Annotated in this window: 20 protein-coding genes and 1 pseudogene; 9 read left to right on the top strand and 12 right to left on the bottom strand. The window is 70.9% G+C overall.

Annotated elements, in window-relative coordinates:
• Positions 1-123 precede the first annotated feature (123 nt).
• Positions 124-2,106, top strand: coding sequence for a S9 family peptidase (locus ACZ39I_RS33040; RefSeq protein WP_467248604.1), 1,983 nt, complete (start codon positions 124-126; stop codon positions 2,104-2,106).
• Positions 2,107-2,131: 25 nt separating this feature from the next.
• Here the strand turns inward: ACZ39I_RS33040 and ACZ39I_RS33035 are convergent, their stop codons facing one another.
• The gene (locus ACZ39I_RS33035; protein ID WP_467248603.1) at positions 2,132-2,758 is read right to left on the bottom strand and encodes a TetR/AcrR family transcriptional regulator; all 627 of its coding nucleotides are present in this window, start codon (positions 2,756-2,758) and stop codon (positions 2,132-2,134) included.
• Between the two features lie 111 nt (positions 2,759-2,869).
• Here ACZ39I_RS33035 and ACZ39I_RS33030 point away from each other — a divergent pair, with 111 nt between their 5' ends.
• On the top strand, positions 2,870-3,556 hold the full coding sequence (locus ACZ39I_RS33030; RefSeq protein WP_467248602.1) for an SDR family oxidoreductase: 687 nt from the start codon (positions 2,870-2,872) through the stop codon (positions 3,554-3,556).
• A 3-nt stretch (positions 3,557-3,559) separates the two neighbouring features.
• Here ACZ39I_RS33030 and ACZ39I_RS33025 read toward each other — a convergent pair.
• A pseudogene (locus tag ACZ39I_RS33025) lies at positions 3,560-4,591 on the bottom strand (glycoside hydrolase family 38 C-terminal domain-containing protein); the annotation flags it as partial.
• Between the two features lie 344 nt (positions 4,592-4,935).
• Between ACZ39I_RS33025 and ACZ39I_RS33020 the strand changes: the two are divergent.
• From ACZ39I_RS33020 to ACZ39I_RS33005, 4 genes are all read left to right on the top strand, one after another.
• Complete coding sequence (locus ACZ39I_RS33020; protein WP_467248601.1) at positions 4,936-5,634, top strand: ROK family protein; 699 nt, start codon at positions 4,936-4,938, stop codon at positions 5,632-5,634.
• A 248-nt stretch (positions 5,635-5,882) separates the two neighbouring features.
• Positions 5,883-8,126, top strand: a complete 2,244-nt coding sequence (locus tag ACZ39I_RS33015; RefSeq protein ID WP_467248600.1) for an MMPL family transporter — start codon at positions 5,883-5,885, stop codon at positions 8,124-8,126.
• 7 nt (positions 8,127-8,133) lie between these two features.
• The gene (locus ACZ39I_RS33010) at positions 8,134-9,450 is read left to right on the top strand and encodes a sensor histidine kinase (protein WP_467248599.1); all 1,317 of its coding nucleotides are present in this window, start codon (positions 8,134-8,136) and stop codon (positions 9,448-9,450) included.
• Positions 9,447-10,139 (top strand): response regulator transcription factor, encoded by a 693-nt coding sequence (locus tag ACZ39I_RS33005; protein ID WP_352389784.1) that lies wholly within the window; start codon positions 9,447-9,449, stop codon positions 10,137-10,139. Before ACZ39I_RS33010 ends, ACZ39I_RS33005 begins: the two co-directional genes overlap by 4 nt.
• A gap of 405 nt (positions 10,140-10,544) precedes the next feature.
• Here the strand turns inward: ACZ39I_RS33005 and ACZ39I_RS33000 are convergent, their stop codons facing one another.
• The 4 genes from ACZ39I_RS33000 to ACZ39I_RS32985 all read right to left on the bottom strand — a co-directional run bounded on the left by ACZ39I_RS33000 (position 10,545) and on the right by ACZ39I_RS32985 (position 13,424).
• The gene (locus ACZ39I_RS33000; protein WP_467248598.1) at positions 10,545-11,285 is read right to left on the bottom strand and encodes an SDR family NAD(P)-dependent oxidoreductase; all 741 of its coding nucleotides are present in this window, start codon (positions 11,283-11,285) and stop codon (positions 10,545-10,547) included.
• A gap of 132 nt (positions 11,286-11,417) precedes the next feature.
• Positions 11,418-12,224, bottom strand: a complete 807-nt coding sequence (locus tag ACZ39I_RS32995) for an SAM-dependent methyltransferase (RefSeq protein WP_467248597.1) — start codon at positions 12,222-12,224, stop codon at positions 11,418-11,420.
• 76 nt (positions 12,225-12,300) lie between these two features.
• Entirely contained in the window at positions 12,301-12,552 is a 252-nt protein-coding gene (locus tag ACZ39I_RS32990) for a DUF397 domain-containing protein (protein WP_037708986.1), read from the bottom strand.
• Positions 12,549-13,424 (bottom strand): helix-turn-helix domain-containing protein, encoded by an 876-nt coding sequence (locus ACZ39I_RS32985; protein WP_467248596.1) that lies wholly within the window; start codon positions 13,422-13,424, stop codon positions 12,549-12,551. Before ACZ39I_RS32985 ends, ACZ39I_RS32990 begins: the two co-directional genes overlap by 4 nt.
• A gap of 302 nt (positions 13,425-13,726) precedes the next feature.
• Here ACZ39I_RS32985 and ACZ39I_RS32980 point away from each other — a divergent pair, with 302 nt between their 5' ends.
• Positions 13,727-14,125: an ATP-binding protein gene (locus ACZ39I_RS32980; RefSeq protein WP_467248595.1), complete on the top strand. Its 399-nt coding sequence runs from the start codon at positions 13,727-13,729 to the stop codon at positions 14,123-14,125.
• Between the two features lie 13 nt (positions 14,126-14,138).
• On the opposite strand, the gene ACZ39I_RS32975 is transcribed toward ACZ39I_RS32980, so the two are convergent.
• Positions 14,139-15,446, bottom strand: coding sequence for a PP2C family protein-serine/threonine phosphatase (locus ACZ39I_RS32975; RefSeq protein ID WP_467248594.1), 1,308 nt, complete (start codon positions 15,444-15,446; stop codon positions 14,139-14,141).
• A 162-nt stretch (positions 15,447-15,608) separates the two neighbouring features.
• Here ACZ39I_RS32975 and ACZ39I_RS32970 point away from each other — a divergent pair, with 162 nt between their 5' ends.
• A complete protein-coding gene (locus tag ACZ39I_RS32970) occupies positions 15,609-16,421 on the top strand; it encodes an SAM-dependent methyltransferase (RefSeq protein ID WP_467248593.1) in 813 nt (270 codons plus the stop codon).
• 19 nt (positions 16,422-16,440) lie between these two features.
• Here ACZ39I_RS32970 and ACZ39I_RS32965 read toward each other — a convergent pair whose 3' ends face one another.
• From ACZ39I_RS32965 to ACZ39I_RS32950, 4 genes are all read right to left on the bottom strand, one after another.
• A complete protein-coding gene (locus tag ACZ39I_RS32965; RefSeq protein ID WP_467248592.1) occupies positions 16,441-16,812 on the bottom strand; it encodes a hypothetical protein in 372 nt (123 codons plus the stop codon).
• A gap of 332 nt (positions 16,813-17,144) precedes the next feature.
• Positions 17,145-18,410 carry an alginate lyase family protein gene (locus ACZ39I_RS32960; protein WP_467248591.1) on the bottom strand — a complete coding sequence of 422 codons (1,266 nt, stop codon included), beginning with the start codon at positions 18,408-18,410 and terminating at the stop codon, positions 17,145-17,147.
• On the bottom strand, positions 18,407-20,059 hold the full coding sequence (locus ACZ39I_RS32955; RefSeq protein ID WP_467248754.1) for a glycosyl hydrolase family 28-related protein: 1,653 nt from the start codon (positions 20,057-20,059) through the stop codon (positions 18,407-18,409). Before ACZ39I_RS32955 ends, ACZ39I_RS32960 begins: the two co-directional genes overlap by 4 nt.
• A 245-nt stretch (positions 20,060-20,304) precedes the next feature.
• Positions 20,305-25,506 carry a family 43 glycosylhydrolase gene (locus tag ACZ39I_RS32950; protein ID WP_467248590.1) on the bottom strand — a complete coding sequence of 1,734 codons (5,202 nt, stop codon included), beginning with the start codon at positions 25,504-25,506 and terminating at the stop codon, positions 20,305-20,307.
• Positions 25,507-25,749: 243 nt separating this feature from the next.
• Between ACZ39I_RS32950 and ACZ39I_RS32945 the strand changes: the two genes are divergently transcribed.
• Positions 25,750-25,926, top strand: coding sequence for a hypothetical protein (locus ACZ39I_RS32945; protein ID WP_352389773.1), 177 nt, complete (start codon positions 25,750-25,752; stop codon positions 25,924-25,926).
• Positions 25,927-26,023: 97 nt separating this feature from the next.
• Here the strand turns inward: ACZ39I_RS32945 and ACZ39I_RS32940 are convergent, their stop codons facing one another.
• The gene (locus ACZ39I_RS32940; protein WP_467248589.1) at positions 26,024-26,923 is read right to left on the bottom strand and encodes a PfkB family carbohydrate kinase; all 900 of its coding nucleotides are present in this window, start codon (positions 26,921-26,923) and stop codon (positions 26,024-26,026) included.
• Between the last annotated feature and the right edge of the window lie 6 nt (positions 26,924-26,929).

The following is a 26,929-nucleotide window of genomic DNA, read 5'->3' as shown; positions in this document are numbered from 1 at the left end:
CGTGTGTCGGCAGTATTTCGGGGAGGTTAGAGGGCTTCCTGTGAGGAAGATCAAGTGTGTACGTACACAGCTTCAACGGAACTCAGGTGCGCCGCCTCGGGCGCGACGGGCAGGATGCCCCCCATGGCCAACCCTCCGAGCACCTTCCACCAGCGCCTCGTCGAACAGCCCCGCCCGACCGGCCTGACCCTCGCTCCCGACGGCACTCGCCTGGTGGCGTCGGTCCAGAGCCTTGACGAGACGGGCTCGCGGTACGTGTCCGAGCTGTGGGAGGTGGATCCGGCGGGCGAGCGCGACCCCCGGCTCGTGACCGGGTCTCGGCAGGGCGACCGTGCCCCCGCCTTCACCGCCGACGGCACCTTGCTGTTCCTCTCCGAGCGTGGCCCGCAGGAGCCGCCGGGAGCGGCACTGTGGGCGCTGACCGCGAACGGTGAGGCAGAGCGGATCGCCCACCATCCGGGCGGAACAACCGCGTTCACCGCCGCCTCTCGTGCGGCCACGATCGCGTGGACGGCCGCTCTCCTGCCGGGCGCCGCGGACACCGACACCCACGCCGCCCTGCTCCACGAGCGCGACCGGCAAGGCGTCACCGCGGTCCTGTACGAGGCGACCCCCACCCGCGCCGACGGCGCGGACCTCGGCCCCGCCGAACCGCACACCTTCGTCCTTCGCGGCGATGCCCCGCCGATCGACGCGGGCGGCCAAGGGCTCGCGGGCGCCGGCGACATGGCCCTGTCCCCGGACGGTTCGGTGGTCGCCTACACCAGGGCCCCCACGAGCGCCGCCCCGGACACGAACGTCGTCGTCATCGCCGACGCGTCGACCGGCGCGGAGCGCCGCACCTTCTCCCGCCCGGGCCACCAGTACTACGGCCCGGTCTTCACCGCCGACGGCACCCGCCTGCTCTGCGAACGCCAGCGAGAGGAGACGTACGACACCGAGTGGCAGGACACCCTCGTCGCCCTCGACCCCGTCTCCGGCGAGGAGACGGACCTCCTGCCGGACTTCGACAACTGGCCCTGGCCCGGACGGGCGATCCCCTCACCGGTTCCCGGGGACACCACGCTGTGGTTCACCGGCGACGAGCGGGGCCACTGCCCGGTCTTCCGCCGCGACCCGGACGGCACCGTCACCCGCCTCACCGCCTCGGGTGCCTACACCTCCCTCTGTGTGACGCCCGACGGAGCCACCCTGTACGCCCTGCGCAGCGCGCTCGACAGCCCGCCCCGGGCGGTCCGCCTGGACGCGGGCAAGCCCGACCAGCACCCCGTCTTCCTCAAGACCCCGGGAGACCTCGGCCCTCTCCCCGGCACGCTGACCGAGGTCCACGCGACCGGCGACGACGGCTTCGCACTCCGCGCCTGGCTGGTCCTGCCCCAGGGCGCGGGGCCCGACGACCCCTCGCCCCTCATTGTCAACGTGCACGGCGGACCCCAGGGGTCCTGGAGCGACTGGCCCGGGCAGTGGAACCCGTGGCCCTTCGCGGCCCGCGGTTACGCCGTACTCCTGCCCGACCCGGCCCTGTCCTCCGGATACGGGCAACGGATGCAGGAACGCGGCCGTGGCCAGTACGGCGGCCGGCCCTACCACGACGTCATCGCCCTCACCGACGCCGCACTGGCCCGCCCCGACCTCGACGCGAGCCGGACGGCGCTCGTCGGCTGGTCCTTCGGCGGCTACCTCGCGGGCCGCGCCGCGACCCGCACCGACCGCTTCAGAGCGCTCGTCTCCCATGCCGGGTTGTGGAACCTGGAGTCCTTCCAGAGCGAGACCGACATGCACACATACTTCCGCGAGATCTTCGGCGACCCGCGCACCCGGCGGGAACGGTACGAGGCGGACTCACCCCACTTCGACGCGGCGCACCTGACGACGCCGATGCTGATCGTGCACGGAGGCAACGACTACCGGGTCCCGGTGAGCCAGTCGACGGCCCTCCACCACGACCTCCAACGCCAGGGCGTACCCGCCAAGTTCCTGTACTTCCCCGACGAGGGCCACGGCATCGAGGCCCCGAACCACCTGCGCCTCGTGTACGAGACGGCCCTGAACTTCCTCGACCACCACCTACTCGGCGAGGAGTGGAAGCGGCCCGGGCTCGTGTGAGCTCGCCGAGCACGCGACCGGCGCTTCAGTCGAGGAGGATGTGGCGCAGCATCCGCGTGAGGTAGGCGGTGAGCTGTTCCGGCGGCATCGAGGCGAGCGGGTCGGTGCGCGCGATGTACCGGCTGAAAGCGACGCCGATCATCTGCGCCCCCACGAGTGCCACACGGGCGTCCAGGTCGTCGTCCGGAGCCGCCGTCCCGTCGGGGCGGAGGACCGACCGGTAGACGGCGGCACTGCGCTCCTGCATCGCGGACAGCAGGTCGGCGGCCGCGCGTTCGTCGGATGCGGCGCCCCGTACGAGGGCGACGAGCGGGTCGCCGGCGGCGTCGGTCTCCATGCGCCGTACGAAGGCCTCGGCGATCCGGTCGGGCAGTGTCGCCGGGTCCCCGGCCGTCACCTGCTCCAGGTCGCGGTGGCCGGGCACCGCTGCCAGGAAGAGCCGTTCCTTCGAGGCGAAGTGGCGGGTGATCAGGCCGTGGGTGACACCGGCACGTCCCGCGATGTCCCGCAGGGTGGTGCGGGCGTAGCCGCGCTCGGCGAAGGCGTGGCGGGCCGCGTCCAGGATGGCGGCCCGGTGTCCCTCGGGGTCCCGCCGACGTCTGCGCGGCGGACTTCCCGGCCCTTCCCGGTCCTTCGCGGCGCCCTCTTCCATGTGATCACTGTACTTCGGGCCCGCAGTGTCGTTTCGGACCCCGCTATGGTTAGTATCCAAGCGGATATTAAGCGTTGGGCGTGCCCGACCGACAGCTGAGGGACGGTCCGTATGACCAGCACACTCGTCGTAGGCGGCAGCGGCGGACTCGGCGAAGTGATCGCCCGGCACTTCGTCGACCGCGGGGACGATGTCATCGTCACCAGCAGGGACAAGGCACGGGCGGAGGCCACCGCCGCCCGGCTCGGTGCGGGGGCCCGGGGCTTCGCCCTCGACCTCGGCCGACCGGAGACGATCGGTGCCGAGTTGGCCGAAGTCACCGCGGTCGACCATGTCGTCATCACCGCGGTCGGCCAGGCGTCGAACTCCCTGGCGCAGTTCAACGTCACCGATGCCGTGGCGGCGGTGACCATGAAGCTCGTCGGCTACGCCGAGACCGTCCGCGTGCTGCGCGACCGCTTCAACCCCGGCGCCTCCGTCGTCCTCTTCGGCGGGCTCGCCAAGGAACGCCCCTACCCCGGCTCGACCATCGTCAGCACCTTCAACGCCGGGATCACCGGCCTGGTGCGGACCCTCGCGGTGGAGATCGCCCCGCACCGCGTCAACGCCCTGCACCCGGGCCTGATCGGCGACAGCCCGAAGTGGCGTGACGTTGCCAACCCACCGCACTCGGCCCAGACCCCGATCGGACGACTGGTGACCATGGCCGAGATCGCCGACGCCACTGAGTTCCTGCTCCGCAACACCGGCATCAACGCCCACGACCTGCACATGGACGGCGGCCTCCTTGCCACCTGACCCTCAGCCGTTCGACGCGGGCCGCAACCGCAGCGTGAGGATCTGGAGCGGCCGCAGCGTCAACCGGACACCGTCCTGAAGCGGTTGGTGGCTCGAAGGGTCGTCCAAGGGGGGCTCCAGCAGGTCGGTCACCAGGGACGAGGCCAGCGGGAAGCCGGTGGTGAGGGTGGCCGCGGCCCGCGCACCCCGGGACTCGTAGAGCCGTACGACGACGTCCCCGCTGCGGTCGTCGGCGAGCTTGACCGCCTCCACGACCACGCCCTCGTGGTCCACCGACACCAGCGGGGCGACCGTCGCACTGCCCGGCACCACCCGCTAGGGCAGGTTGAAGCGGTACCCCTCGCGCCGCGCGTCACTGACATCGGCGCCGATCACCAATGCGTAACCGAGCCGGTGGGTGCCCTGGTCCTGGTCCGGGTCGGGGAAACGGGCGGCGCGCAACAGGGAGAGGCGCACCGTGGTGGTCGTACCGCCGTCGGGGCGCACGTCACGGGTGACGTCGTGGCCGTAGGAGGAGTCGTTGACCGGGGCGGCTCCCCAGTCGGGCTCGCCGACGTGCACGAAGCGGTGGGCGCACGTCTCGAACTTGGCCGCGTCCCAGCTGGTGTTGGTGTGGGTGGGCCGCTCGACGTGACCGAAGGGGATCTCGGCCGTCGAGTGCGCGGCCCGCACATCCAGGGGGAAGGCCGCCTTGAGGAACTTCTCCCGCTCGTGCCAGTCGACGACCGTGTCGATCACCAGACCGCGTGACCCGGCCGGCAGCGTCAGGGTCTGCTCGATCCTGGACGCCCCGAAGACCCGGACCACCCGGACTCCGTCGGCGGTCGCGGTGACGGACTCGGCGTCGGTGAGGTCGCGCACGGTGTTGCGGTAGAACGCGTCGACGTCCCAGGCGTCCCACTGGTTGGGGAAGTCCTGGTGCAGCTGGAGCAGGTTGCCGACCGCACCGGGAGCCAGCGCCTCCCGGCCCGCGGTGTGGTCGTAGGCGGAGGTGATCAGACCGCGGGCGTCCAGAACGACCCGGACCAGACCGTTGTACCCTCAAGCGGCGGCAAGCGCCGCACCCTGCTGACCCTCCGGGCCGACGGGGCCTGCGCGGTCGGCGTCCACCTCGACCCCGACGCCGCGGTCATCGTGGTGGTCGACCTGGCCGGCGAGGTGATCGGCAGCCGACGCCTGCGGCTCACCGACCCGGGCGACCCGGCCGACGTCGTGGACCGCATAGCGCGCACCACCGGGCGCCTCCTCGACCGCAGCGCCGTGGACCGCACCCGCCTGCTCGGTCTGGGCATCGCCGCGCCCGGCCCCCTCGACGGCACCACCGGCGCCGTGGTCTCCCCGCCGAACTTCCCCGCTGGGGCCGCGTCCCCCTCGCCGACATGTTCGCCGAGGCCACCGGCCTGCCTGTCGCCCTCGACAACGACGCCACCGCCGCCGCCATCGGAGAGCGCTGGATCGGTGGCGCCGAGCGGGCCGGCAGCTTCCTCTTCCTCTACCTCGGCACCGGAGTCGGCGCCGGAATCGTCCTCAACAACACGGTCCTGCACGGCGATTCGGGCAACGCCGGCGAGTTCGGCCACATGGCCGTTGAACCCGGCGACCGCGTCTGCCACTGCGGTGCGATGGACTGCCTCGGCCCCTACGTCAGCCCGGCCGCGATCATCGACGACCTGCTGCGCCGGTACGGCTCCGCCGCCGCCGAGCGCATCGGCCTCACCGGTACGCCCGACTCCGTGCACCACGACTGGAAGGCCCTGCGCCGAGCCGCCCGCGCGGGTGACGCCGACGCCTGCGAGGTCGTACGGCGAGCCGCGCGCCGTATCGGCGAGGCCGCGCGCGGCGCCGCCAGCCTCCTCGACGTCAGCCGGGTCGTCCTCGGCGGCGAGGCGCTGCGCGGCATCGAGCCGATCATCCGCGAGGAGGTCGAAGCCGCCGTCAACCGCACATCCGTCGCCCGTACGATCCGGACGGTCGCCGTCGAGCAGAGCGTGATCGGCGAGACGGTGGGCGCGGCGTCGCTGGTGCTGCACGGGAACTACGCGCCGGGGTGGCGGATGCTGACGGACGTGTCGGGCTGAAGTGGGCCCGGTGCGCGTCGAGTTGGCGATGTGCCGACGTTCCGCGCCCGAAGTCCGGGTCAGTGGCGCGATGGGCGCCGGCGGCGGGTCTGGTGCGTAGGCACCAGGACAGGTGACTGGCTGGTCCGGGTGCACCAGGGCAGGACGGCTGCGGAGGACGATGTCCGGCGGGGCGCCGGAAGGAAGGGTTGGAGGTGCGCGAGTTCCGCGCGTTCCCCCTGCCTAGCGGCGTCTGGAGTGATCGACAGGTGGCTACTTTTCTCTACCGGATCGGACGGTGGGCCTTCCGGCGGCGCCGGTTCGTGGGCGGTCTGTGGCTGAGTGTCCTCGTGCTGGCCGTCGCCGCCGCCGCGCTGGCACCGGCCGGCGAGGACGAGGACCTCGCCATGCCCGGCACCGAGTCGCAGAAGGCGTTCGACCTGCTGGACGAGCGCTTCCCGCAGAGCAACTCCCAAGGGGCCGAGGCCCGCCTGGTGTTCCGGGCCCCGGACGGACAGCGGGTGACGGCCGGCCAGAACAAGGCGGCCGTCGAGGACGCCCTCGGCTCGCTGGACCAGGGCGAGCAGGTCGCGTCGACCACCGACCCCTACACGACCGACGCCGTCAGCGAGGACGGCACGATCGCCTACTCGACGATCACCTACACCGTGGACGCCGTCGATCTGACCGCGTCGGCGAAGAGCTCCCTCGAGGACGCCGCGTCCCGGGCCCGCGACGCGGGGCTGACCGTGGAGATCGGCGGCTCGGCCCTGGATGCGGAAGAGGAACTGGGCGGGACGACGGAGATGATCGGCGTGGCGGTGGCCGCGGTGGTACTGGTCCTCGCCCTCGGATCGCTGGTCGCGGCCGGACTGTCGCTGCTGACCGCCTTCGTGGGCGTGGCCATCGCCTTCGGCCTGGTCTCCGCGCTGGCCGTGCCGCTGGGCCTGACGTCCACCGTCGCCATCCTGGCGCTGATGCTGGGCCTTGCGGTCGGCATCGACTACGCGCTGTTCATCACCTCCCGCTTCCGCGACGAGCGTGCCCGGGGCAGCGAGCCGGAGGAGGCCGCCGGCCGGGCGGTGGGCACGGCCGGGTCAGCCGTGGTCTTCGCCGGCGCGACCGTCGTCATCGCCCTGGTCGGGCTCGGGGTCGTCGGAATCCCCGAGCTCACCAGGATGGGCATGGGCGGCGCGGGTGCCGTGGCCCTCGCCGTACTCGTCGCGCTGACCCTGGTCCCCGCACTGTTCGGCTTCTTCGGCCGGCGGGTCCTGTCCCGCGCCGTCCGCAAGGCGACCCCGTCGGCTGGCGAGCGTTCGCATCCGGTGCCCGGCGCGGCCCGCCGGCCCGGACTCGGCACCCGCTGGGCGCGGTTCGTGCTGCGCCGGCCGGTGGCCGTGCTGATGATCGCAGGAGTCGGTCTCGGCGCCGTCGCCCTTCCCGCGCTGAGCCTCGAACTCGGGCTGCCCGGAGACGAGTCCAAGTCGGTGCAGACCACCCAGCGGCGCGCCTACGACCTGCTGTCGGAGGGTTTCGGCCCAGGCTTCAACGGCCCGTTGACCGTGGTCGTGGACATGTCCAGGGCGGCGGACCCCCGGGCCACCACCGACTTGGTCGCCAAGACCGTGCGGGCGGTGGACGGGGTTGCGTCGGTCGGCGATCCGGTGCTCGACCGGAGCAAGGACACGGCCGTTCTCACCGCCGTCCCGCGGACCGCGCCGAACAGCGGCGCGACCAAGGACCTGGTGCACGCGATCCGGGACGCGGTCCCGGGTGTCGCGGCCGACACGGGCGCCGGCATCCTGGTGACCGGCACCACCGCGCTGAACATCGACATCTCCGAGGCCATGTCCGACGCCCTCGTCCCCTATCTGAGCGTGGTCATCGGCCTGGCGGTGCTCCTGCTGACGGTGGTCTTCCGTTCGGTCCTGGTCCCGGTCAAGGCGGCGCTCGGCTTCCTGCTGTCGGTGGGTGCTGCCTTCGGCGTCCTCGTCGCCGTCTTCCAGTGGGGCTGGGCGGCGGACCTGATCGGCATCGAACAGACCGGACCGGTCATGTCCCTGATGCCGATCCTCATCATCGGCATCGTGTTCGGCCTCGCCATGGACTACGAGGTCTTCCTCCTCACCCGCATGCGGGAGGCCTACGCCCATGGCGCGTCCCCCGGCGAGGCGATCGTCAACGGGTTCCGGCACAGCGGACGGGTGGTGGCCGCGGCGGCCATCATCATGATCAGCGTGTTCGCCGGATTCATCGGGATGAACAGCCCCACCATCCAGACGATGGGCGTCGGTCTGGCCGCCGCCGTGGCCTTCGACGCCTTCGTGGTCCGGATGGCGATCGCGCCCGCCGTCCTGGCACTGCTCGGCCACCGGGCCTGGTGGCTGCCCCGTATTCTGAACCGCGTGTTGCCGAACGTGGACATCGAGGGCGAGGCACTGAGCAGGCAGGTCCCGGCCCCCGCGGGCGAGCCGGACGCGGCGGTGCGGCGACTGCCCGTCGGGCGGGACTGAGCCGGCCATGACGAACACGGGTGGCGGTGGCCCGCGATCACGCGGCACGTGGTGGCGGGGGGCAGCGATCACGGCGACGGCGTTCGCGCTCTGTCTGCTCGGCGGCGTCGTGCAGGACGACGGCAGCACATTGTCACCGCCCTCTGCCGCCGCCTACGTCATCGCCGTAGTGTCCTGTGCCGTGCTTCCGGTGCGGCACCGGGCACCCCTGACCGCCATGGCGGTCACCACCGCGAGCGGCGTACTCGCTCCCTTTCTCGGTCTTCTGCTGAGCCCTCTCATCGCGGCCCCGGCCGTGATCGCCGCCTACTCCTACGCGCTCACCGCGCGCACCGAACGGCGCGCGGCGAGCGCGGTGGCGCTCATCTCCGTCGCGCTGCTCGTAGCCTCCACCCCCTTGTTCGGGGCCCTGTCGTGGAAGGATGCGAGCAGGGTGGGGGCGGTGGCGGCGTTCCCGCTGGTGGCCGGCGTACTGGGGCACTCGGTGCACAACCGGCGGGCCTACCTGGCGGCCATGGAGGAACGGGCGCTGCGGGCCGAGCAGAGCCGGGACAGCGAGGCACGCCGCAGAGTGGCCGAGGAACGGGTGCGCATCGCCCGCGAACTGCACGACCTGGTGGCCCATCAGATCACCCTGGCCAACGCGCAGGCCACGGTCGCCGCCCACCTCTTCGACACCCGCCCGGAGCAGACCCGCAAGAGCCTCGACGAACTCGTCGAGACCACCAGCGACGCGCTCGACGACCTGCGGGCCACAGTCGGTCTGCTGCGTCAGTCCGGGGACGCGGCCGCGCCCCCCGAACCGGCGCCCGGCCTGTCCCGGCTGCCCACACTCCTGGAGTCCTTCCGCCGCGCGGGCCTGGAGGTGTCGGTCCGCCAGGAGGGCACGGCCAGGCCACTGCCGCCGGGAGTGGACCTGACCGCCTACCGCATCGTCCAGGAGGCCCTGACCAACGTGACCAAGCACGCCGGCACCGGAACCGCCCGGGTGGGCCTCGCCTGGCACCGCGATCGCGTGACCATCACGGTCGTCGACGACGGAGGGGGCGGATATGCGGCGCCGACGGCCTCCGCCGGACCGAGTGCGTCCGCGGCGGGGGACCGGCCGCCCGGCCACGGTCTGATCGGGATGCGTGAACGTGCCACCGCGATCGGGGGTCACCTCTCGGCGGGCCGGCGACCGGAGGGCGGCTTCCTCGTCCACGCCCGGCTGCCCCTCCCGCCCGCCAAGGACACCGCGCGCGGAACTGACGGGGCGACAGCCGTCGAGGAGTGGACGGCCGACGCGGGGACCGGTGACGGAGCGACGGGGGACGCGCTGTGACGCTCCGAGTGCTGCTCGCCGACGACCAGGCGCTGCTGCGCGGTGCCTTCCGGATGCTTCTCGACTCCGCCGACGACATCACCGTGGTCGGTGAGGCCGCCGACGGCCGGGAGGCGGTGAGACTCACCCGGGAGCTGCGCCCGGACGTGGTCGTCATGGACATCCGCATGCCCGAGGTGGACGGCCTCACCGCCACGTCCCAGATCTGCGCGGACCCCGAACTGCGCGCCAGCCGCATCCTGATCCTCACCACGTACGAGACCGACGAGTACGTCGCCCAGGCGCTGCGCGCCGGGGCCGGCGGCTTCATCGGCAAGGGCATCGGGGCCGAGGATCTGCTGGACGCCGTGAGGACCATCGCCGACGGCGACACCCTTCTGTCCCCCGCCGCGACCCGTTCCCTGGTCGCCCGATTCCTGGCCACACCGGACGACGTCCCCTCGCACCGGCCCGAACGGCTCGCCGTGCTCACCCCGCGCGAGCGCGAGATGGTGGCCCTGGTCGCGACCGGCCTGTCCAACCAGGAGATCGCCGAGCGGATGTTCCTCAGCCCCTTCACGGTCCGCGCCCACGTGCAGCGCGCCATGACGAAACTCGACGCCCGCGACCGGGCGCAACTCGTCGTCATCGCCTACCGGACGGGCCTGGTCCGGCCCACTCCCGACGGCGACACGGACCGCAGGGCGTAGACCTCGAAGGGGCTTCCCCAGCACGCATCGGCAGACTGTCGACCGCTGCCCGGGGCCTCCTGGCACTCGCGCTCGGCATCCTGCGGTCGGTGGTCGAGCACGCGCTGCTGCGACGTGAGTTGGGGTTCGCCGCGGTCTTCGCGGGTGCGGGACGGGAGGTCCCCGTGCCCTTCGTTTCTGGCCGGGCACCATGACCACACCGCGGCCTTCGCCGCCTACGAACGCGGCGTCCGCGGATTCGTGGCCATGAACCAGGCCCTGGTCGACAAAGGTGCGGCCAGGCTCTTCCCGACCCGGCGCGGGCCCTGGAGCAACGCAACGCCATGCTGCGGGCCCTCGTCACCATGCCCTCCGCGACAGCACGACCGGCCCACTCGGCCCCGACACTGCCCGAGTTCGCCGCGCTCAGGTCAGGTTGAGGCCGCCGTCGAGCACGATGACCTCACCGGTCAGATAGGCGCTGGCGATCACCGACGCCACCAGGTCGGCCACGTCGGCGGGTCGGGCCGGGCGGTGCATCGGCGCGCGGTCCCGCCACAGCTCGTGCGCCTGTGCCCAGTCCTTCGTCATCGGCGTGTCCACGAGGCCCGGCGCCACCGCGTTCACCCGTACGTCGGGCCCGAGCGCGGCGGCGAGCAGCCGGGTCACGTGGTTGAGTGCGGCCTTGCTCGCCGCGTACGGCACCGAGGAACCCTTGGGCCGTACGCCGGCGTGGCTGGTGATGTTGACGATGTTGCCACCTCCGGGGGACCGCCGTAGCGCCGGAAGGGCGGCGGTGCACAGCACCCAGGGCGCGATGAGGTTGACCTCCAGCAGTTGCCGCCAGTCCGCAGGGGTGGCGGCAGCGAGGTCCGCGTGCGGGATCGGCCAACTGATGCCCGCGTTGTTCACCAGCACGTCCAGCCGCCCGAAGTGCCCCAGCGCCCTCTCGACCAGCCCGCGGGCCTCCTCCTCGACGCCGAGATCCGCCTGGACGTAGGCCCCGCCGAGCTCCGCCGCCAGCGCCTGCCCGGCCTCCGCGCTGCGCCGCGAGTGCACGACGACCCGCGTCCCGTCCGCGGCGAGCCGCCGTGCGACGGCCTCGCCGATCCCCGACGTGGACCCGGTGACCAGGGCGACGGGCCGGTCTCCCGCTTCGATGCTCATGACAGTGGATCTTGCCAGGTCCACCGCCACCTGCGTCCAGGACCACCGCCACCCGTCGCTACGTCCCGGGCCACTTGCCGCCGGGGGACACCGGCGTTCCGGAGCACCGCCGGACCGCCGGCCCACGCCGGGTCACGGCTTGATGCCCACCCCGGTCCACAGGCTGACCTCGGCGTCCGAGGCGGTCGGCTCCTTGTCCGGGCGCCAGCGGTGACCGACCGTGACTCCCGGGTCGAGCAGGTCGAGGCCCTCGAAGAAGCGCGCCACGTCGTCGCGTGAGCGGAACTGCACCGGTGTGCCCGCACCTGTGTAGATGTCCGTGACCTTCTGCCACGTGTCCGGGTCGAAGTCGGGCGTGCAGTGGCTCAGGGCCAGCGCGCTGCCCGAGGGAAGCTCGGCCAGCAGCCGGCTCACGATGCCGTACGGGTCCTGCGCGTCGGTGACGAAGTGCATGAGGGCGTTGAGGGACAGCGCCACCGGCCGGTTCGTGTCCAGCGCCTCGGCCAGCTCGGGCGCGTTCAGCAGCGCGTCCGGGTTGTTGACGTCGGCCTCGATGTACGTCGTGCGGCCCTCGGGCGTGTTGCGCATCAGGCGCTCGGCGTACTTGAGCACCAGGGGGTCGTTGTCGGCGTAGACCACTCGGGCGTCGGGCACCACCGACTGGGCGACCTGGTGGAGGTTCGGCTCGGTGGGGATGCCGGTGCCGACGTCCAGCCACTGACGGATGCCGTGCTCCTTCGCGAGCACGCGGGTGGCGCGGTGCATGAACGCGCGGTTCTCCCGGGCGCACGTGAAGATGCCGGGGTAGACCGACGCGACGGTCTCGGCCGCCTGCTTGTCGATGTCGAAGTGATCCTTGCCGCCGAGGTAGTAGTCGTACATCCGGGCGGAGTGCGGCCGGCTGGTGTCGATCTCCCGCGCGGCGTGGGAGTTGCTCATCCTGTCCCTTTCAAGTGGTGTGCGTGGGGGTGTCGGGCAGGTCGCTGCCGGGGGCAGGTCCGGCTCGGGTCGTGGTTCAGCCGGCCGTCAGATGGTCGGCGAGGCCCCGCTTGACGCCCGCGACGAACGCGGCGATCTCCTGCGGGGTGTAGATCAGCGCGGGCCCGGCCGGATCGGTGGACTGCCGCAGCGCCACCCGGCCGTCGGCCAGGAGCTTCGTCTGCACGCACTGGCCGCCGTTGGGACCGCTCCACGGGGACTCCCAGCCCTGCTCGCCGAGTTCGGTGGCCGGCATCCCGTTGTAGACGTGACAGTCGGTGCTGGTCATGAGTACTCCTTGCGCATGCGGTTCAGGAGTGCCTTGCTGTCCGCGTCCGAGGTCAGCAGGGACATGCGGTTGTGCGCCTCCAGATGCGCCGACACGTCCGAACGCTGGTCCAGGTACATCGCGCCGGAGAGGACCTCGGTGTAGACGATGTCCGGCAGCTCCGGCTCCTCGAAGCGAAAGTAGGTGAACGGGGCGCACGCGCCCACATGCGCACCGGCGGTGAACGGCACGACATCCACGCTGACGTGCTCCAACTCCGAGATCTCCAGGATGCGTTCGATCTGCTCCCGCATGACCTCGGGGCCGCCGACCACCCGGTGCAGTACGGCCTCTTCCATCACCACCCACAGCGTGGGTGCGTCGGGTCTCTCCAGCAGGCTCTGGCGGCGCAGCCGCAGATCCACCCGCCGCCCGAGGTCCTCGTCGGGCTCGCCCGGGAAGCCGCCGCGCAGGACCCCGCGCGCGTACGCGTGGGTCTGCAGCAGCCCCGTGACGTAGTGCGGCTCGTAGGTGCGCAGGGTCCTGGCCCCGGCCTCCAGGCTGACGTAGGCGCTGAACCACGTCGGCAGGACGTCCCGGTACGTGTGCCACCAGCCCGGCGCGTTGGCCCGCTCGGCGAGGGCGACGAACTCGTCGATCTCCTGTCGGTCGGCCCCGTAGGTCTCGAGGAGCTTCTCCACGTAGAGCGGCTTGAGGGCGACCTCGGCCTTCTCCAGGCGGCGGATGGTCAGGGACGTCACCCTGAGCGCCCTGGCGGCGTCCTCCAGTGAGGCACCCGCGCCCTGCCGCCGCTCCTGGAGTCGCCGGCCCAGGATCATGCGCAGCACGGTGGGAGCACTGGTGCCGGCGGAGCCCGTACGGCCTTCGCTCACGTCCTGACCTCCTGAGGGGATGTCACCGGACCGAGTCTGACAGCGACTTGCTGACGCCACCAGTTCGATATCGGCTTTCTGAAATTATCAGGGAGCTGGTTGCAGGTTGAACTTGGGTGCGAGCATAGTTACTTGCGTGAACCGTGCCGCCGAACGCGCGCACGGTGCTGTCAACCGCCCCCACCCTCCGGCTGGTTGGTATTCCTGCCCCCTATGCGTCTCGTCCGGCCGCGCCGCCGCCCCCACGGAAGGCCAACACCGTGTCCCCCCACACGACCTCGTCCCCTCAGCTGTTAGACGCCGTGGACCAGGAACGAACCCACTGGATCGAACTTCCCGCGCACCGCTCCAGCATCGGCGTCGCCCGGCGCTCGGTCGGCACCCGGCTCAAGACCTGGAGCCTGCCGGGCGAGCTGTGCTCGGACGCGGTGCTGCTCCTGTCCGAACTGGCCACCAACGCCGTGTGCCACACCCTCAGCGCGCGCATCCTGTGCGGCATCGGACTGGTCACCGACGGGATCCTCCGGCTGGAGGTGCACGACCACGACCGTTCGGGCCCCACTCTGCGCCGGTGTCGTGCGGGCCTCGACGACGAGGGCGGGCGCGGACTGTTCCTGGTGGAGGAACTCGCGGACACCTGGGGGGTGGACCGGTCCAGACTCACCGGCGGCAACGCCGTGTGGGCGAACCTGATGGCCTGAACTGGCTTTCGAACTAGCTTTTGTCGGGAGTGAGTTCGGCGAGCAGCAGGGTCCGGTCGTCCGCGCCGGCCCGATCGGAGGGGGCGTGCAGCAGCCGTTGGCACAGTGAGGGGAGCGGATCGTGGTCGACGGCCGCCGCGTCGAGCGCCTGGGCGAGGCGGGCGATCTCGTGGTCTATGTCGGCGTCCCGGGACTCGACCAGACCGTCGCTGTAGAGCACGAGCAGCGCCGGGTCGTCGATGCTCAGCACGGTCGGCTCGTAGGTGCCCGCGGCGAGGCCGAGCGGCAGGCCCGCGCCGACCAGTTGGACCGGAGCGGTCCGGCCGTCCGGGCCGCGCAGGAGCGGGGGAGGGTGACCGGCGCCCACGAGGGTGCAGGTGCGGTTCCGGGGGTCCCACTCGGCGTAGATGCAGGTCGCGAAGGACGCGCCCGGGGTGTCGCTGGCGAGCGCGTCAAGCCGTCGTATGAGATCGGCCGCGGGGATGTCGAGGCCGGCGAGCGTGCGTACGGCGGTACGCAGCTGGATCATCGCCACGGCGGACTCCGGGCCGTGCCCCATGGCGTCCCCGACGATCAGGCTGACGCGGTCGCCCGGCCGTTTCAACACGTCGAACCAGTCACCGCCGATGATCGAGCCCTGCCCGGCGGGCAGGGAGCCGTGGGCGATGCGGCAGCCCTCGACCTCCTGGATCGTGCCCGGCAGCAGGCTGCCCCGGATGGCCAGGGCGGTGCGGCGCTCGTGCTCGTAGCGGCGCGCGTTGTCCAGGGCGACGGCGGCCCGCGCGGCCAGCGACTCCACGGCGGCGATCTCCGCGGTCAGAAACGGCCCCCGGTCCGGCCCGCGCGAGCAGGCGACGAAGCCGATCGCCCCGCCCCGCAGCCGCAGCGGCGCCACGAGGAAGGAGCGCGTCCTGAGGAGCTCGCCGATGCGCGCGTCCTCACCGGCGGAGGCGGCGAGCCGCTCGGCCGTATGGGCGTCGAAGGAGTCGAGCAACTGCGCGTGCCCGTCGACCAGGGCGCGGGCGTACGGGGTGTCCCGGGGGAAGACGAGCACCTCGCCGACCGGCAGGGTGCGGTCCCAGGACTCGGGCGCGTCCGTGCCCACCCGCAGGGCCAGCCGGCGCGCCTCGATCTGCGCGGGGTCCGCGCCGGCGTAGGTGGTCTCCTCGCGCCGCCACCGCTCCAGCAGATACAGGGACGCCGCATCGCAGAAGCCGGGCGTCAGCGCGTGCACGACATGGCTGCCGGTCAACCCCAGGTCGAGTTCCGAGCCGATGACGTCGGCCGCGGGGGAGAAGGCCGAACGGCGTGGCTGTGGCACGGCGGTGGGGGTGTCGGCGGAGCGGCGGTGCGGTTGGTTCCGCAGGGTCGTAGTGCCTTTCCGGGTGGGGGTCCGGGTACCCGGCGGCACGATCGATCGCCGGGCGTCGCAGGGCAACTATATGATGGAGCGTCAAGTGCCCTGGTGGGAAAGGACGTTCTGGTGACCGACACGGATGCTTTGCCGCCAGGGACCGATCCGGACAAGGCGAGCGTAGCCCGGATGTACGACGCGTTGCTGGGCGGAGAGCACAACTTCGCCATCGACCGGGAGGCGGTGGCGGCCGTCACGGCCATCGACCCCCAGGTGCGCGCGCTGGCCCGCGCCAACCGCGCTTTCCTGGGGCGGGCCGTGCGCTTCCTGACCGACGCCGGCGTCCGCCAGTTCATCGATCTGGGCTCCGGGATCCCGACGCAGGGCAACGTCCACGAGGTGGCCCAGGCGGCGAGCCCCGAGGCTCGGGTGGTCTACGTCGACAAGGACCCGGTGGCCGTCGCCCACAGCACCACCCTGCTCTCCGACAACCCGCGCGCCGACATCGTCGACGCCGACATCCGGCGGCCGGCCGACGTCCTGTCCTCGCCGCAGGTACGGGAGTTGATCGACTTCGGTCAGCCGGTCGCCGTGCTCATGGTCGCCATCCTGCACTTCGTCACGCCCGAGGAGAATCCGGCCGGCATCGTCGCCGCCTTCCGGGACGCCCTGCCCGAGGGCAGCTGGCTGGCCCTGTCCCACGCCACCAACCAGGACCGCCCCGACACGGCCGCCGCGGTCACCCAGCTGTACCGCTCCCGGGCCACCTCACCGGTCACCGCCCGCTCCTACGACGAGATCCGGGGCCTCTTCACCGGGTTCGACCTGACGGACCCGGGCCTGGTCCATGTCCCGCTGTGGCGCCCGGACGAGGGCGAGGAACTCCCGGAGAACCCGTCGGAGTACTGGGTGTACGCGGGAGTCGGCCGCAAGAGCGGGTGACAACGGGGCGGCGCGGCTGTCAGTTGCGCAGGGTGAGTGTCACGTCGGCTTTGTCGTCGGGCTGCCCCTCACTCCAATTCTGTACGTGGATACTCCGGGAAGCACTTGCTCCCGGAAAGAGAATCATGTTGGCGAAAGTCTGGGCGCCGTCCAGGTCGCTGGTGTCCTCGCTGGCCCCCTCGTAAAACTCGACGAGGCCCTCGGTCACGCGGATGACGCCATTCGGATCGATGGCAAGCCTGTAGTGAACTTCGACCCTTATCTCTCCGCCGCACCTGGATGCCAGGTTGATTCTCTTGGCAGTTCCGCTCGTCACAGTGCGTGGAGTGAGCGAGAACCCTCTGTTGCAGATGGTATTCGGCCCGAAGTCCTCATAGTCCATGATCCGCATGGAGACGTTCCCCGTCACCGTCCGCTGGGCGGCCTGGGCATCCGTAGCCAGGGCGGGGACCGCGACGGCCGCTGCGGCCGGAATGACGAGCGCCCGCCAGAGCGCGGAGCGAGAAGGCCCGCGGCACATACCTTTTACCCTCACGAGGTTTCCCTCCTGTCAAAATGAGTGCAAGAGGCTGGAACACGGCCAGCCGATGACCCCCTTCATTCCAAGCTACGCCTTCGGTTACCTGTGCGCATTTCGACTCGGCACGTCAACCATTGTTGGTTGAATGGTCAGTTGGCGGCCCATACAATGCGTCCTGGACTGCTGCGACGGTACGCCGGCCCTCACCCCGCGATGGAGTCCAGCTGTTCCGCCGCCGGACGCAGAGACCACAGGTCGCCGGCCGGAGGCGCCTCCAGCGACGGAACAGCCGTCCGCGCCCGTACGTCACCCGCGTCCGCGGCCGCGTGCACGACGTCGGTCGCCGCGTACCGCAGGAACTCCAGCTCCGGATGGGGCCAGTCGGCGGCTCCGGTCGCGGCGGGCAGCAGATAGTCCACCGCCTTGAACAGGCTCTGCCCGTCCGGGCCCCGGTACGCCCACAGATCGACCCCGACGTGCCGTCCGATGGCCGCGAGCCGGGTGTAGGCGACCAGGTCGAAGGTCGAGTAGTGCCAGCTGCGGGTGCGGGTCAGCTCCTGGGGCTGGCTGCCGTCGGCCGCGATCTGCGGCGCGATGCGCTTGCTCCGGGCGTCCAGGACCGTCCGGCGGGCCAGTGCCTCGTCGCCGGTCGCGTAGGCGAGGCCGGCGAGCAGCAGGTCGTAGAAGGTGCCGTGGTTGTTGGCGGCGGCGCCCTCCTGCTTGCCGAAGTCGCTGTCCTTGAGCCAGCCGAGGAAGTCGGTGTTCCACCGGGCCATGCCGGTGCGGTCCTTCCTGCTCCAGCCGGGGGCGCCGGTGTCCAGGAGGGCGAGCGCGTCGACGACGCTGGTGTACGACTGCGAGAAGTCGATGATGCCGATGGCCCGGCCGTCGTACTTGCAGGGGATGAACTGGGCGTGCTCCAGGTTGGGGTTCATCCGGGTGGCCGGGTCGAGGAACCAGGTGCGCAGCACCTGCCCGGCCTTGCGCGCGTACCGGCTTTCGCCGGTGTAGTACCAGGCGAGGGAGAGGTCGTAGGCGGAGTCGAAGGTCTTCTCGACGTCCTGACGGTCGGTGCCGGAGTCGACCTCGGGATTGCGCTGACCGTCACGCTGGACGTACGGGCAGCCCCATGGGTTGTCGGCGGTGGGGCTCTGGGACGGCCACCAGTACGGGGCCTGGCTGAGGTAGTCGTGGACATCACCGCCGGGGGCGGGCCTTGACTTGTCGACGACGGTCCAGGGGCCCTGGTCCAGCCACTTGTCGGCGTGGGCGGTCAACGCCTTCACCGCCCGCCGCAGTTGGGGATCACCCCGATGGAGCCGGGCTTTCGTCTGCTGCAGACGGGCCCCGCCCAGGACCGTGGTGTGCGGCGGGGGAGCGGTGTGTGCCGCCTCCGGTGAGCAGAGCCCGGTGGTGAGCGCGGCCAGGGCTGTCAGAAGGGCGCCGCACAGGCGCGACCGCGCGCTCATCGGCCCTCTCCGTCCAGCCGGCGCTGGGCGTCGTACAGGTTCCGTGGGCGCACCGCGCCGGGACTGCCGTACAGCTCGAGGCGCGTGTGCAGATCACCCGTGAAGTCGGGTACGTCGATCTGGTCGAACTCCCTGACCTCGTCGACGCCGACGGTCGCGGAGTACGGCGCCAGGCCGTCGATCTTCACCAGCCCCGCGCGGCTGTTGGTGACGCGGACGTTCCAGTGCGTGAACCGGGCGCCGAAGAGGGGGCCCGCGCTCGCGTCACCGCCGTGGCGGCCGTTGTTGTTCAGGGTGATGTCGGTGCGGACATTGGCGAAGGGCAGGCCGCGATGGCTGTCGAAGGTGCCCATCCGCATGTCACCGCGCGACCAGACGTTGTACGACGACAGTCCCTCGACGTTGATGCCGTGGAGCTGGGTGTTCGCGGGCGCGGGGCTGGTGCGCTCCTCGATCGTGAAGTCCTCGACGAGGTTGTCGTGCGAGCCCTCGCGGCAGAAGTAGGGGTGATGGGAGCCGCGGCCCGCCACCCGCGTCCGGCGCAGGGTGCACGCGGAGGCGGCCACCAGGCCGAATCCGTTGTCGACGTGGCGGACCGTCACATCGTCCACCCAGCAGTCGTACGCGCACTGCAGCACGACACCGTTGTGCCCCTTGTCCAGCAGATGCGGCTGCTGGGGGGTGTCGGGCGTCTCCAGAGTCAGGCCCTCGACGGCCGACCCGCTCAACTCCGGCACATGCGTGGTCAGTTGTGGGGACCACTCGGGCCGCAGGTCGAGCGGGAGTGGGCGTTCCAGGGTGACCTTTTGGCCGTGGACGCGGGTGATGCGGACGGGCCACTCGTAGGGCACGTACGAGGTCAGCTTGGTCTTGTCGTCCCAGACGTAGGCCGCGGGGCCGGGCCCGCCGCCGCACATGTGTTCAAGGAGGGTGTGGTCCGCGTCGTCCGTGAGCCGGAGGAGGACCAGGGCGCCGGGACGCAGTGAGGAGGTGTCGGCGGCCGTCACCGTCCAGGAGCCCTGTCGCGCCGGGGCGAGCTCGGTGAGCGTCCGCCACTCGTCGCGCCGGTTGCCGGTCCAGCCCTCGAAAGGCCACGCCCTGGCCCTGATCGCGGCGACGAGTGATTCCCAACGGGCCCGGGGCGCCAGCCAGATCAGTCCGCCCGCCCAGGACCACGACGACTTGTCCCCGCCGTATCGGGAGCCGTACGTCCCGATCAGCTCGGTGAGGTGCTTCGTCGCGTACAACGTCGTACGACCGCTGCCGGCGCCCCTGAGCACCACGTTCGAACGGTCCAGGCGGATCACGTCGTCGATGCGGAACGTGCCCGGCGGGATGGTGACCGTGCCACCGCCGGCCCTTCCGGCAGCGGCGATGGCACGGTTGATCGCGGGAGCGGAGTCGGTCGTGCCGTCCGCCACGGCGCCGAACTGCCGTACGTCGGCGACGACTCGGCGATGCGGAAGACGGGTGGCCCCGCCATGGCACCCCGCGCGTCCGACGTACGGGATCTGCGGATGAGTGAAGGGGGTGCGGGCGAACTCCCGCCACAGTGTCGGTACTTCGCCCGCATGGGCGGTCGGCGCCGTGACGACGCCCGCCGCCACGGCGACGGCGCTTCCCAGCAGCGTTCGTCTCGTCATGCCCATGACATTCGATTGCCCCATGGGCCCCGTGTGCGCATTGCTCATGTCCGTTCGCCCTTCCCATGTGCTTTTCATGGATGTGAACGACGTTCATAACTGCGTTGAGCGGTGAGCATGCCATGCCGCTCTTCTGCGCGAAAGAGGTTGCGCACGGGTTAATGGGCCACGTTCATGAACGGCCGCCCATGCCGAACCCCGCCGACCAGATGTCTGTCGGCGGGGTTCGGCGATGCGGGGTGGAGCCGGTCCTACCGTCGGCTCCGGCCGACGGAGATGATGCCGGTGATCTTCGAGCCGGTGGCGTTGTCGTAGACGACCTCACCGCCGGACTTCTTCCAGATCCGGAGGTGGAAGGTGTCCGGGTCATCCGTGGCGGTGACGCGGAAGCCGTATCCGCTCTTGCCGTTGACCGTGCCGGACCCCTGATAGACGGCCTGTGAGCCGGTGATCACGAGCCAGTCGGAGCCGGTCGAACGGAACTTCAGCCCCGCCGGGCCGAAGTCGAGGGAGGCCTCGCCGACCGGCGCGACGACTCCTGGCAGATAGGCCGCCGCGAAGGTGAAGGCGGCCTTGCCCGTCAGGCCCGGCTTGGCGGGGTAGGCGCCGGCCGGGGAGGCGATGACGCCGGCGCCGAGCGCGGGACCGGCGGAGCGGTCGTACACGATCAGCTCGGGAAGCGTCCTGCTGTCCGCTGCGCCGTCGTCGTCGGTGACGGTGATCACCGGACGCCGAATTCCGGCCTCGGCGTAGGAGTGCTCGGCGCGGCAGCCGGACGAGGTCACCTTGCCGGACTGCGGTGCGCTCCCGTCCTTCCAGTCGACCACGCAGGTGTGGGTGTCACTCGTGCCCGGGTCGGTGAACCCGGCTGTGACGACCGCGCGCACGCCGACCGCCACCGGGGACTGCGGACCCGCGGCGGAGACGAGGACCGGTGCCGCGTTGACCACCTTCACCGTCGCCGTGTCCCGGCTGCGGCCGCCCGTGAGGGTGACCGTGTAGGTGCCGTCGTCCGTGCAGGTGACCGTCGTCGCGGCCGAGCCGGGGTCGGCGAAGGTGCAGGGCGCTCCGGCCTCGACGGTCCACTTCGCGGTGCCCGCGCCGGAGAGGGTGCCGTGCAGGGCGATCGCGTCGCCCTCCTTCCCGTCGACGTCCTCGCCGGCGTGCACGATGCTCACCGGGTCGACACCGGTCAGGGTGGGCACGACCTTCTTGATCAGGCCGTCGGCGTCGAACTCCAGCTTGTCGACGGTCGTTTCGCGGTGCATGCCGTCACCGCCGGGCATGGCGAACCGGTGGTAGGCGATGTACCAGTCGTCGGTGTTCGGCACCTGGACGACCGAGTGGTGACCGGGACCCTTGATGCCGAGCGAGAGGTCCTTCTCCAGGATCACGCCCCGCTTGGTCCACGGACCGGTGGGGGAGGGGCCGGTGGCGTAGGCGACGCGGTAGTTCTCGTCGCGGGTGTCGTTCTCCGACCACATGAGGTAGTAGGTGCCGTTGCGCTTGATGACGAACGAGCCCTCGTTGTAGCCGCTGGGCGTGATGTCCTTCATCTTCGTGAGGTCGAGGGACGTCATGTCGGCGTTCAGCGGGGCCACATAGGCGTGCCCGTTGCCCCAGTAGAGGTACGACTGCCCGTCGTCGTCGGTGAACACGGCCGGGTCGATCATCTGGCCGCTGAACTGGCCCGCCTTCAGCAGGGGCTGGCCCAGCGCGTCCTTGAACGGGCCGGTCGGCGAGTCGGACACCGCGACACCGATGTTGGCGTCGGCACAGAAGTAGAAGTAGTACTTCCCGTCCTTCTCGGCGATCGTCGGCGCCCAGGCCCTGCTGTCCGCCCACGAGATGTCCGGACCGAGGTCCAGGATGACGCCGTGGTCCTTCCAGTGCACCAGGTCGGTCGAGGAGTACGCCTTGAACTGCGTGCCGCTCCAGCCCTCGAAGCCGTCCGTGGTCGGGTAGATGTAGAAGGTGTCGCCGAAGCGGACGATGTTCGGGTCGGCGTTGAGCCCCGGCAGGACCGGGCTCCTCATCACGAGCGCCGAGACCGTCCACGTGCGCTTCTTGCCGTCGGACCCGGTCACCTCGTACGTCACCGGCTTGCTGAAGTCCTGCACGCTACCGGAGGCGGGGCTGATCGCCGCGCCGTGCGCGAGGGTGAACTCCGGTGCCAGCGCGGTGAGATCGGTGCCCTCCTTCATCGGCAGCGTGACCTTGCTGTCCGCGTTGTCGACGATGGCGTCGGCCTTCAGCGCCGGGTGCGTCGCCTTGGCGATGCCCGCGGTGTTGCCGCTGAGCTCCATGACCTCCGCGGCGGACAGGGCCCGGTCGTAGATACGGAAGTCGTCGACCTCACCGCCGAAGGCGGGGTCGCCCGCGTACAGGGAGCGGCCGATGTAGCCGCTGTAGTCCTTGTTCGCGTCGTACAGCTCGGACGGCTTGATGGTGGTCGTCGTACGGGCCGCCTCGACGCCGTCGACGTAGAGGACCATCGTGCCGCTCGCCCCGTCGAGGGTGACCGTGACGTGCCGCCACTCACCGGGCGTGAGCTGCGAGCCGGCCGTCAGCTTCGACTCCGCCGACCAACTCGCCTTCGTGATCGCCGAGTAGAGGCTGTTGCCGCCGTTGGAGGGCGTGGCGAACAGGTACTTGTTGCTGTCCGGACCGAGCCCGAACAGCCACTGGAAGCTGCTGCCGCCCTTCCACTTGGCGTACGTCGACACCGTCACGCTGTCGGCGTTCTTCAGCACGCCTCTCGGGATCTTGACGTACGGCGAGCCGGTGGAGTCTCCCGACATCTTGAAGGAGCCGTCCTGCACGCCGGTGCCGAAGGCGGGCGTACCGGCATAGGTGCCGTGGTAGCCGTGGCCGCTGGAGTCGACCGCGATGTTGCCGCCCGTCTCGTCGAAGCCGTAGCGCAGGAGCAGGTCGGCCGGGACGTCGGGGCCCTCCTGCGAGACGGTGACCTCGGCCTGGAGCGGGATCGCCGCGCCGTCCGGCAGGTTGCCGGTGACCGTGAAGGTGCCCGCCTGGGCGTACTTCGACGCCGGGACGTCCTCCCAGGTGACCGCGACGGGACGCTTGACGCCGTCGGCGTAGGTCGCGATCACGGTGGCCGGCAGGACCGGCGCCTGGCCGATCCGCGTCTTCACGGAGATGCCCTCGACGCTCTCGACGAGCTGGTCCGGCTGGTAGGAGCGCAGCAGTCGGTCGTACTCGGCCTGGGTGACCGGGAGGACGGTGCCGTGGCGCGGCCTGGCCGGCAGGTCGTAGTCGGCGACCGGGGTCCAGTTGCCGGAATCGAGGTCGGTGGTCTCGAAGGGGATGTATCCGCGGCCGCCGAACTCGTCGAGGAAGGCGTACCACTTCTCCTCGGTGTTCGACTTGAAGACCAGCGGCCCCTCGGCGGCGTTCATGGCGCCCTTGCCGATGCCCTCCGCGACGGCGGTCCAGTTCGGGTTCAGGATCGAGTCGCTCTTCTCCTCGAAGATGAACTTGCTGTTGGGCGTCGAGGAGGTGTTGTTGCGCTCGTCCTTCGACAGACGGTAGTAGGTGCCGTTGTTCTGGATCATCGTGGAGTCGATGACCGAGTAGCCGCGGTCGATCCAGACCTTGGGCTCGCTGAACGTGTAGAAGTCGCGGGTGGTCGCGTACATCATGCGGTTGTACGTGTCGCCGGAGTGCGCCGCGTTGTCGTACAGCTTCGACGCCCAGAAGACGACGTACTCGCCGAGCTTGCTGTCGTAGTACGCCTCCGGCGCCCAGGTGTTGCCCGCGCTGTCGGGCGAGACCTTGACCAGCCGCTGGTTCGTCCAGTGGACGAGGTCGGTGGACTCCCAGACCATGACGGACTTGCTGCCGGTGCGCTGCGAGGCGTCCCAGTCGCCGTTGCCGTAGATCCTCAGGTCGGTGGCGATCTGGTAGAACTTGTCGCCCTCGGGAGAGCGGATGATGAACGGGTCGCGCAGGCCCTTCTCGCCGAGCGTGGAGGTCAGGACGGGCTTGCCGTCGTTCAACTCCCGCCACTTCATGGGGTCGTTGCCCTTGCTGAGCGCGGCGTAGAGCTGCTCGCCGTCCGAGGTGCCCTCACCGGTGAAGTAGCTGAACATGTAGCCCTTGAGGGCCTGTTTCGCGGGGAGTTCGGGGATCTTGGCGGTGAAGGCGCGGGTGGCCTTCGCGTCGCCCCTGGTGACGGTGGCGGTCAGCTTCACGGTGGCGTCGCCGTCGCCGTGTGCGGGGCGGTGGACCACACCGTCGTCCGCGATGACGTCCTCGTCGGCGGAGGACCAGGAGACGGTGGTGCCGTAGTCGCCCGCCGCCGGGAGGGTGAGGTTGCCGCGTACGTCGTCGATGTTGTGGACGGCGAGCGACTGTGCGGCTCGCTCGGTGGCCGTGGCGTCGTCGAAGTCGGGCAGGACCGTGACACCGAAGCTCTTGGTGTCGGTCACGGTGCCCTTCTTCAGGGTCGCCGTGAGCGTGGCGTGGCCGTCCGGTGCACCGGCGGCGGGGCGGGTCACCCTGCCGGAGCCGCTCACCACGTCCGGGTTGTCGCTGGCCCAGGTGAGGGTGGACCCGCCGGCCGTGCCGGTCGTCGGCAGGTCGAGGTCGGCCGTGACAGCGCTGGTGTCGCCGAGGCCCAGTGCGGCCTTGTCGGCAGCGACGCCCTCGGTGGCGACGGGCAGGGAGAGCTGCTCGACCTCGGAGGACGCGAGGGCCCGGTCGTAGACGCGGAAGTCGCGGATCCGGCCCTTGAACAGCTTGTCGCCGGAGTACACCGACTTGCCGATGTAGTTGGCGGTGGTGGTTCCGGAGCCGATGGCACCGGGCGTGATGGTGACCGCCGTGTTGCGGCCGACCTCGACGCCGTCCTCGTACAGGACGCCGGTGGTGCCGGTCTGGGTGTAGGTCAGCTGCTTCCACACCGCGCGGGTGAGGTTGTGCGAGTCGGCGGGCTTCGTGGTCTGCTCGGTCGACCAGTTGCCGCTCGCGATCGAGGTGCGCAGGGAGTTGCCGGTGGCGAACAGGTACCCGTTGCCGTTGCCGCCGCTGGAGTTGCCGAAGCCGTAGAGGAAGTACGGCGTGCTCTGGGCGGAGTCGATCAGCACGTCCGTGGAGACGGTGATGGAGCCCATGCCCTTCATGACGTCGTTCGGCACCTTGATGTAGGTGTCGGAGCCGTTGAAGGCGAGTCCCCGCGCGGGGTCCGACCAGTCGGCGGCGCCGTTCACCGTGCCGTTGCGGCCGTTGCCGGAGGCGTCGGTGACGGTGCTGCCCGAGGCGCCGTCCAGCTTGTACCAGAGGGCCAGTCCCTCGGTGACATCCGCGGTGTCCGCCGCCTGGGCGGAGACCGCGGGCGCGGCGAGACCCAGGAGCAGTGACGCGGCGGTCAGAGCGGCGAGGCGCCCCGCCCGGCGTCTCGCGCGGGTGCGCGGACGTGCGAGATACGTCATGTGGTGTTTTTCCCTGCTGAGGCGTGGGGTGGCATGGCGGGGCCTCGGCGGTGGGCACCCTGCCGTTTCGGCTGTGTGACGTCGTGTTGCGAGAGTGTCAATCGAGTCCCATGACAACGTCAAGAGGTTTCGAACGATGTCCGACTGGTCGAACGACACGTTCTCCCCACATGTATGGGGGAGTTGGGGGCAAGCGGGTTGTACCCAGCGTGACTACCTCAGACAATCGAAGGGACGGGCGCCATGCTCGCCATCATCTCCGCGGTCCTGTTCTTCATCTCCTTTCTCATCAACGCCGCGGACATATCGACGAACGACACCTTCAGTTCGACGAACATCATGCTGCTCGGCCTCATGGTGCTCGCGCTTCACCTGGCGGGCATCGGCAGCGGGTGGGGCGCACGGGGCCGCAGGTCCTGAGTCCCGTAACGGACGGGGCAGCCTCCAGCGGGGGGCTGCCCCGTTCTTGCGTGGGGGGCCACGGTCAGGTGGGACGGTCACCTCTCGAGCGGGCCCGTCACGATTCCTGCAACCAGGCCCGGGTGCCGAACGAGGCACACGCCCTTGAGGCCACCCCCGCCGCGGCGCGCAGGGCCTCGACGAAGGCGTACGGGGTCAACTTCCTCTGGTCGGCGAGGTGATGGGTGAGTGCTCCGTGGAGGACGTCACCCGCGCCCAGTGTGTCCGCGACCCGGACGGCGGGCACGTCCACGGTGCCGGTGCCTTCCGGCCCCGCCCACTCGATGGGCCGCCCTCCGCGGCTCACCGCCGACCACTGCACCCCGTGTTCGGTGAGGAATCGCAGGACGTCCGCCGGGGTGTTCGCGCCGGGCGGCCGGAAGTCGGCCGAGCAGACGGCCACGTCGATCGACGGCAGCAGCTCCTCCGTACCGGGCTTCCAACTGCCCCCGTCCAGAACGGTTCGCCGGCCGGCGGCCCGCGCGGCGCGGGCGGTCGCCGTCGCCAACTCCATGTGGTGGCCGTCGAACTCGACGATGTCGCAGGCGGCCACCAGCGCCTCCAGGTCGTCGGGCGGCGTGAGCCGGAACCCCGTCGCGTTGGTCGAGGCGACGGCACGGTCCCCGGTCGACTCGGTGACCAGGATGGACGACACGGCGGGCGGCTCGGCCGAATCGGCCGCGAGGTCCCGGACGCGCACGCCCAGGTTCCGCAGCTCCGTCGCGACCGCGACTCCCAGCGGATGCGAGCCGATGCCGGTCAGCAGCCCGGCCGCGCCGCCCAGGTGGCTGAAGGTCACGGCCGCGTTCGCCGCCGGGCCGCCCGCGGCCACGACCTGCTGATGGCTCGTCAGTTTCTCGTCCGGGCCGGGCACATGGTCCACCAGCTGAACGACGTCCACCGTGCACAGGCCGACGAACAGCCCCTCGGGGCGTCGGCTGTTCGTCGGCCTGTGCATCGTGCG

The sequence above is a fragment of the Streptomyces sp. NPDC024687 genome (genome assembly GCF_055559055.1).
The sequence above is the reverse complement of the archived record's forward strand: the minus strand, read 5'-3'. Positions and strand labels throughout refer to the sequence as shown.

Excerpts from the sequence above, each read along its gene's own strand:
- ACZ39I_RS33035 (WP_467248603.1), bottom strand. The coding sequence starts at position 2,758 with ATGGAAGAGGGCGCCGCGAAGGACCGGGAAGGGCCGGGAAGTCCGCCG.
- ACZ39I_RS32965 (WP_467248592.1), bottom strand. The coding sequence starts at position 16,812 with ATGCGGATCATGGACTATGAGGACTTCGGGCCGAATACCATCTGCAAC.
- ACZ39I_RS32955 (WP_467248754.1), bottom strand. The coding sequence starts at position 20,059 with ATGGGCATGACGAGACGAACGCTGCTGGGAAGCGCCGTCGCCGTGGCG.
- ACZ39I_RS33030 (WP_467248602.1), top strand. The coding sequence starts at position 2,870 with ATGACCAGCACACTCGTCGTAGGCGGCAGCGGCGGACTCGGCGAAGTG.
- ACZ39I_RS32995 (WP_467248597.1), bottom strand. The coding sequence starts at position 12,224 with ATGAGCAACTCCCACGCCGCGCGGGAGATCGACACCAGCCGGCCGCAC.
- ACZ39I_RS33040 (WP_467248604.1), top strand. The coding sequence starts at position 124 with ATGGCCAACCCTCCGAGCACCTTCCACCAGCGCCTCGTCGAACAGCCC.
- ACZ39I_RS32940 (WP_467248589.1), bottom strand. The coding sequence starts at position 26,923 with ATGCACAGGCCGACGAACAGCCGACGCCCCGAGGGGCTGTTCGTCGGC.
- ACZ39I_RS32945 (WP_352389773.1), top strand. The coding sequence starts at position 25,750 with ATGCTCGCCATCATCTCCGCGGTCCTGTTCTTCATCTCCTTTCTCATC.
- ACZ39I_RS32950 (WP_467248590.1), bottom strand. The coding sequence starts at position 25,506 with ATGACGTATCTCGCACGTCCGCGCACCCGCGCGAGACGCCGGGCGGGG.
- ACZ39I_RS33020 (WP_467248601.1), top strand. The coding sequence starts at position 4,936 with ATGTTCGCCGAGGCCACCGGCCTGCCTGTCGCCCTCGACAACGACGCC.
- ACZ39I_RS32990 (WP_037708986.1), bottom strand. The coding sequence starts at position 12,552 with ATGACCAGCACCGACTGTCACGTCTACAACGGGATGCCGGCCACCGAA.
- ACZ39I_RS32960 (WP_467248591.1), bottom strand. The coding sequence starts at position 18,410 with ATGAGCGCGCGGTCGCGCCTGTGCGGCGCCCTTCTGACAGCCCTGGCC.
- ACZ39I_RS33010 (WP_467248599.1), top strand. The coding sequence starts at position 8,134 with ATGACGAACACGGGTGGCGGTGGCCCGCGATCACGCGGCACGTGGTGG.
- ACZ39I_RS33000 (WP_467248598.1), bottom strand. The coding sequence starts at position 11,285 with ATGAGCATCGAAGCGGGAGACCGGCCCGTCGCCCTGGTCACCGGGTCC.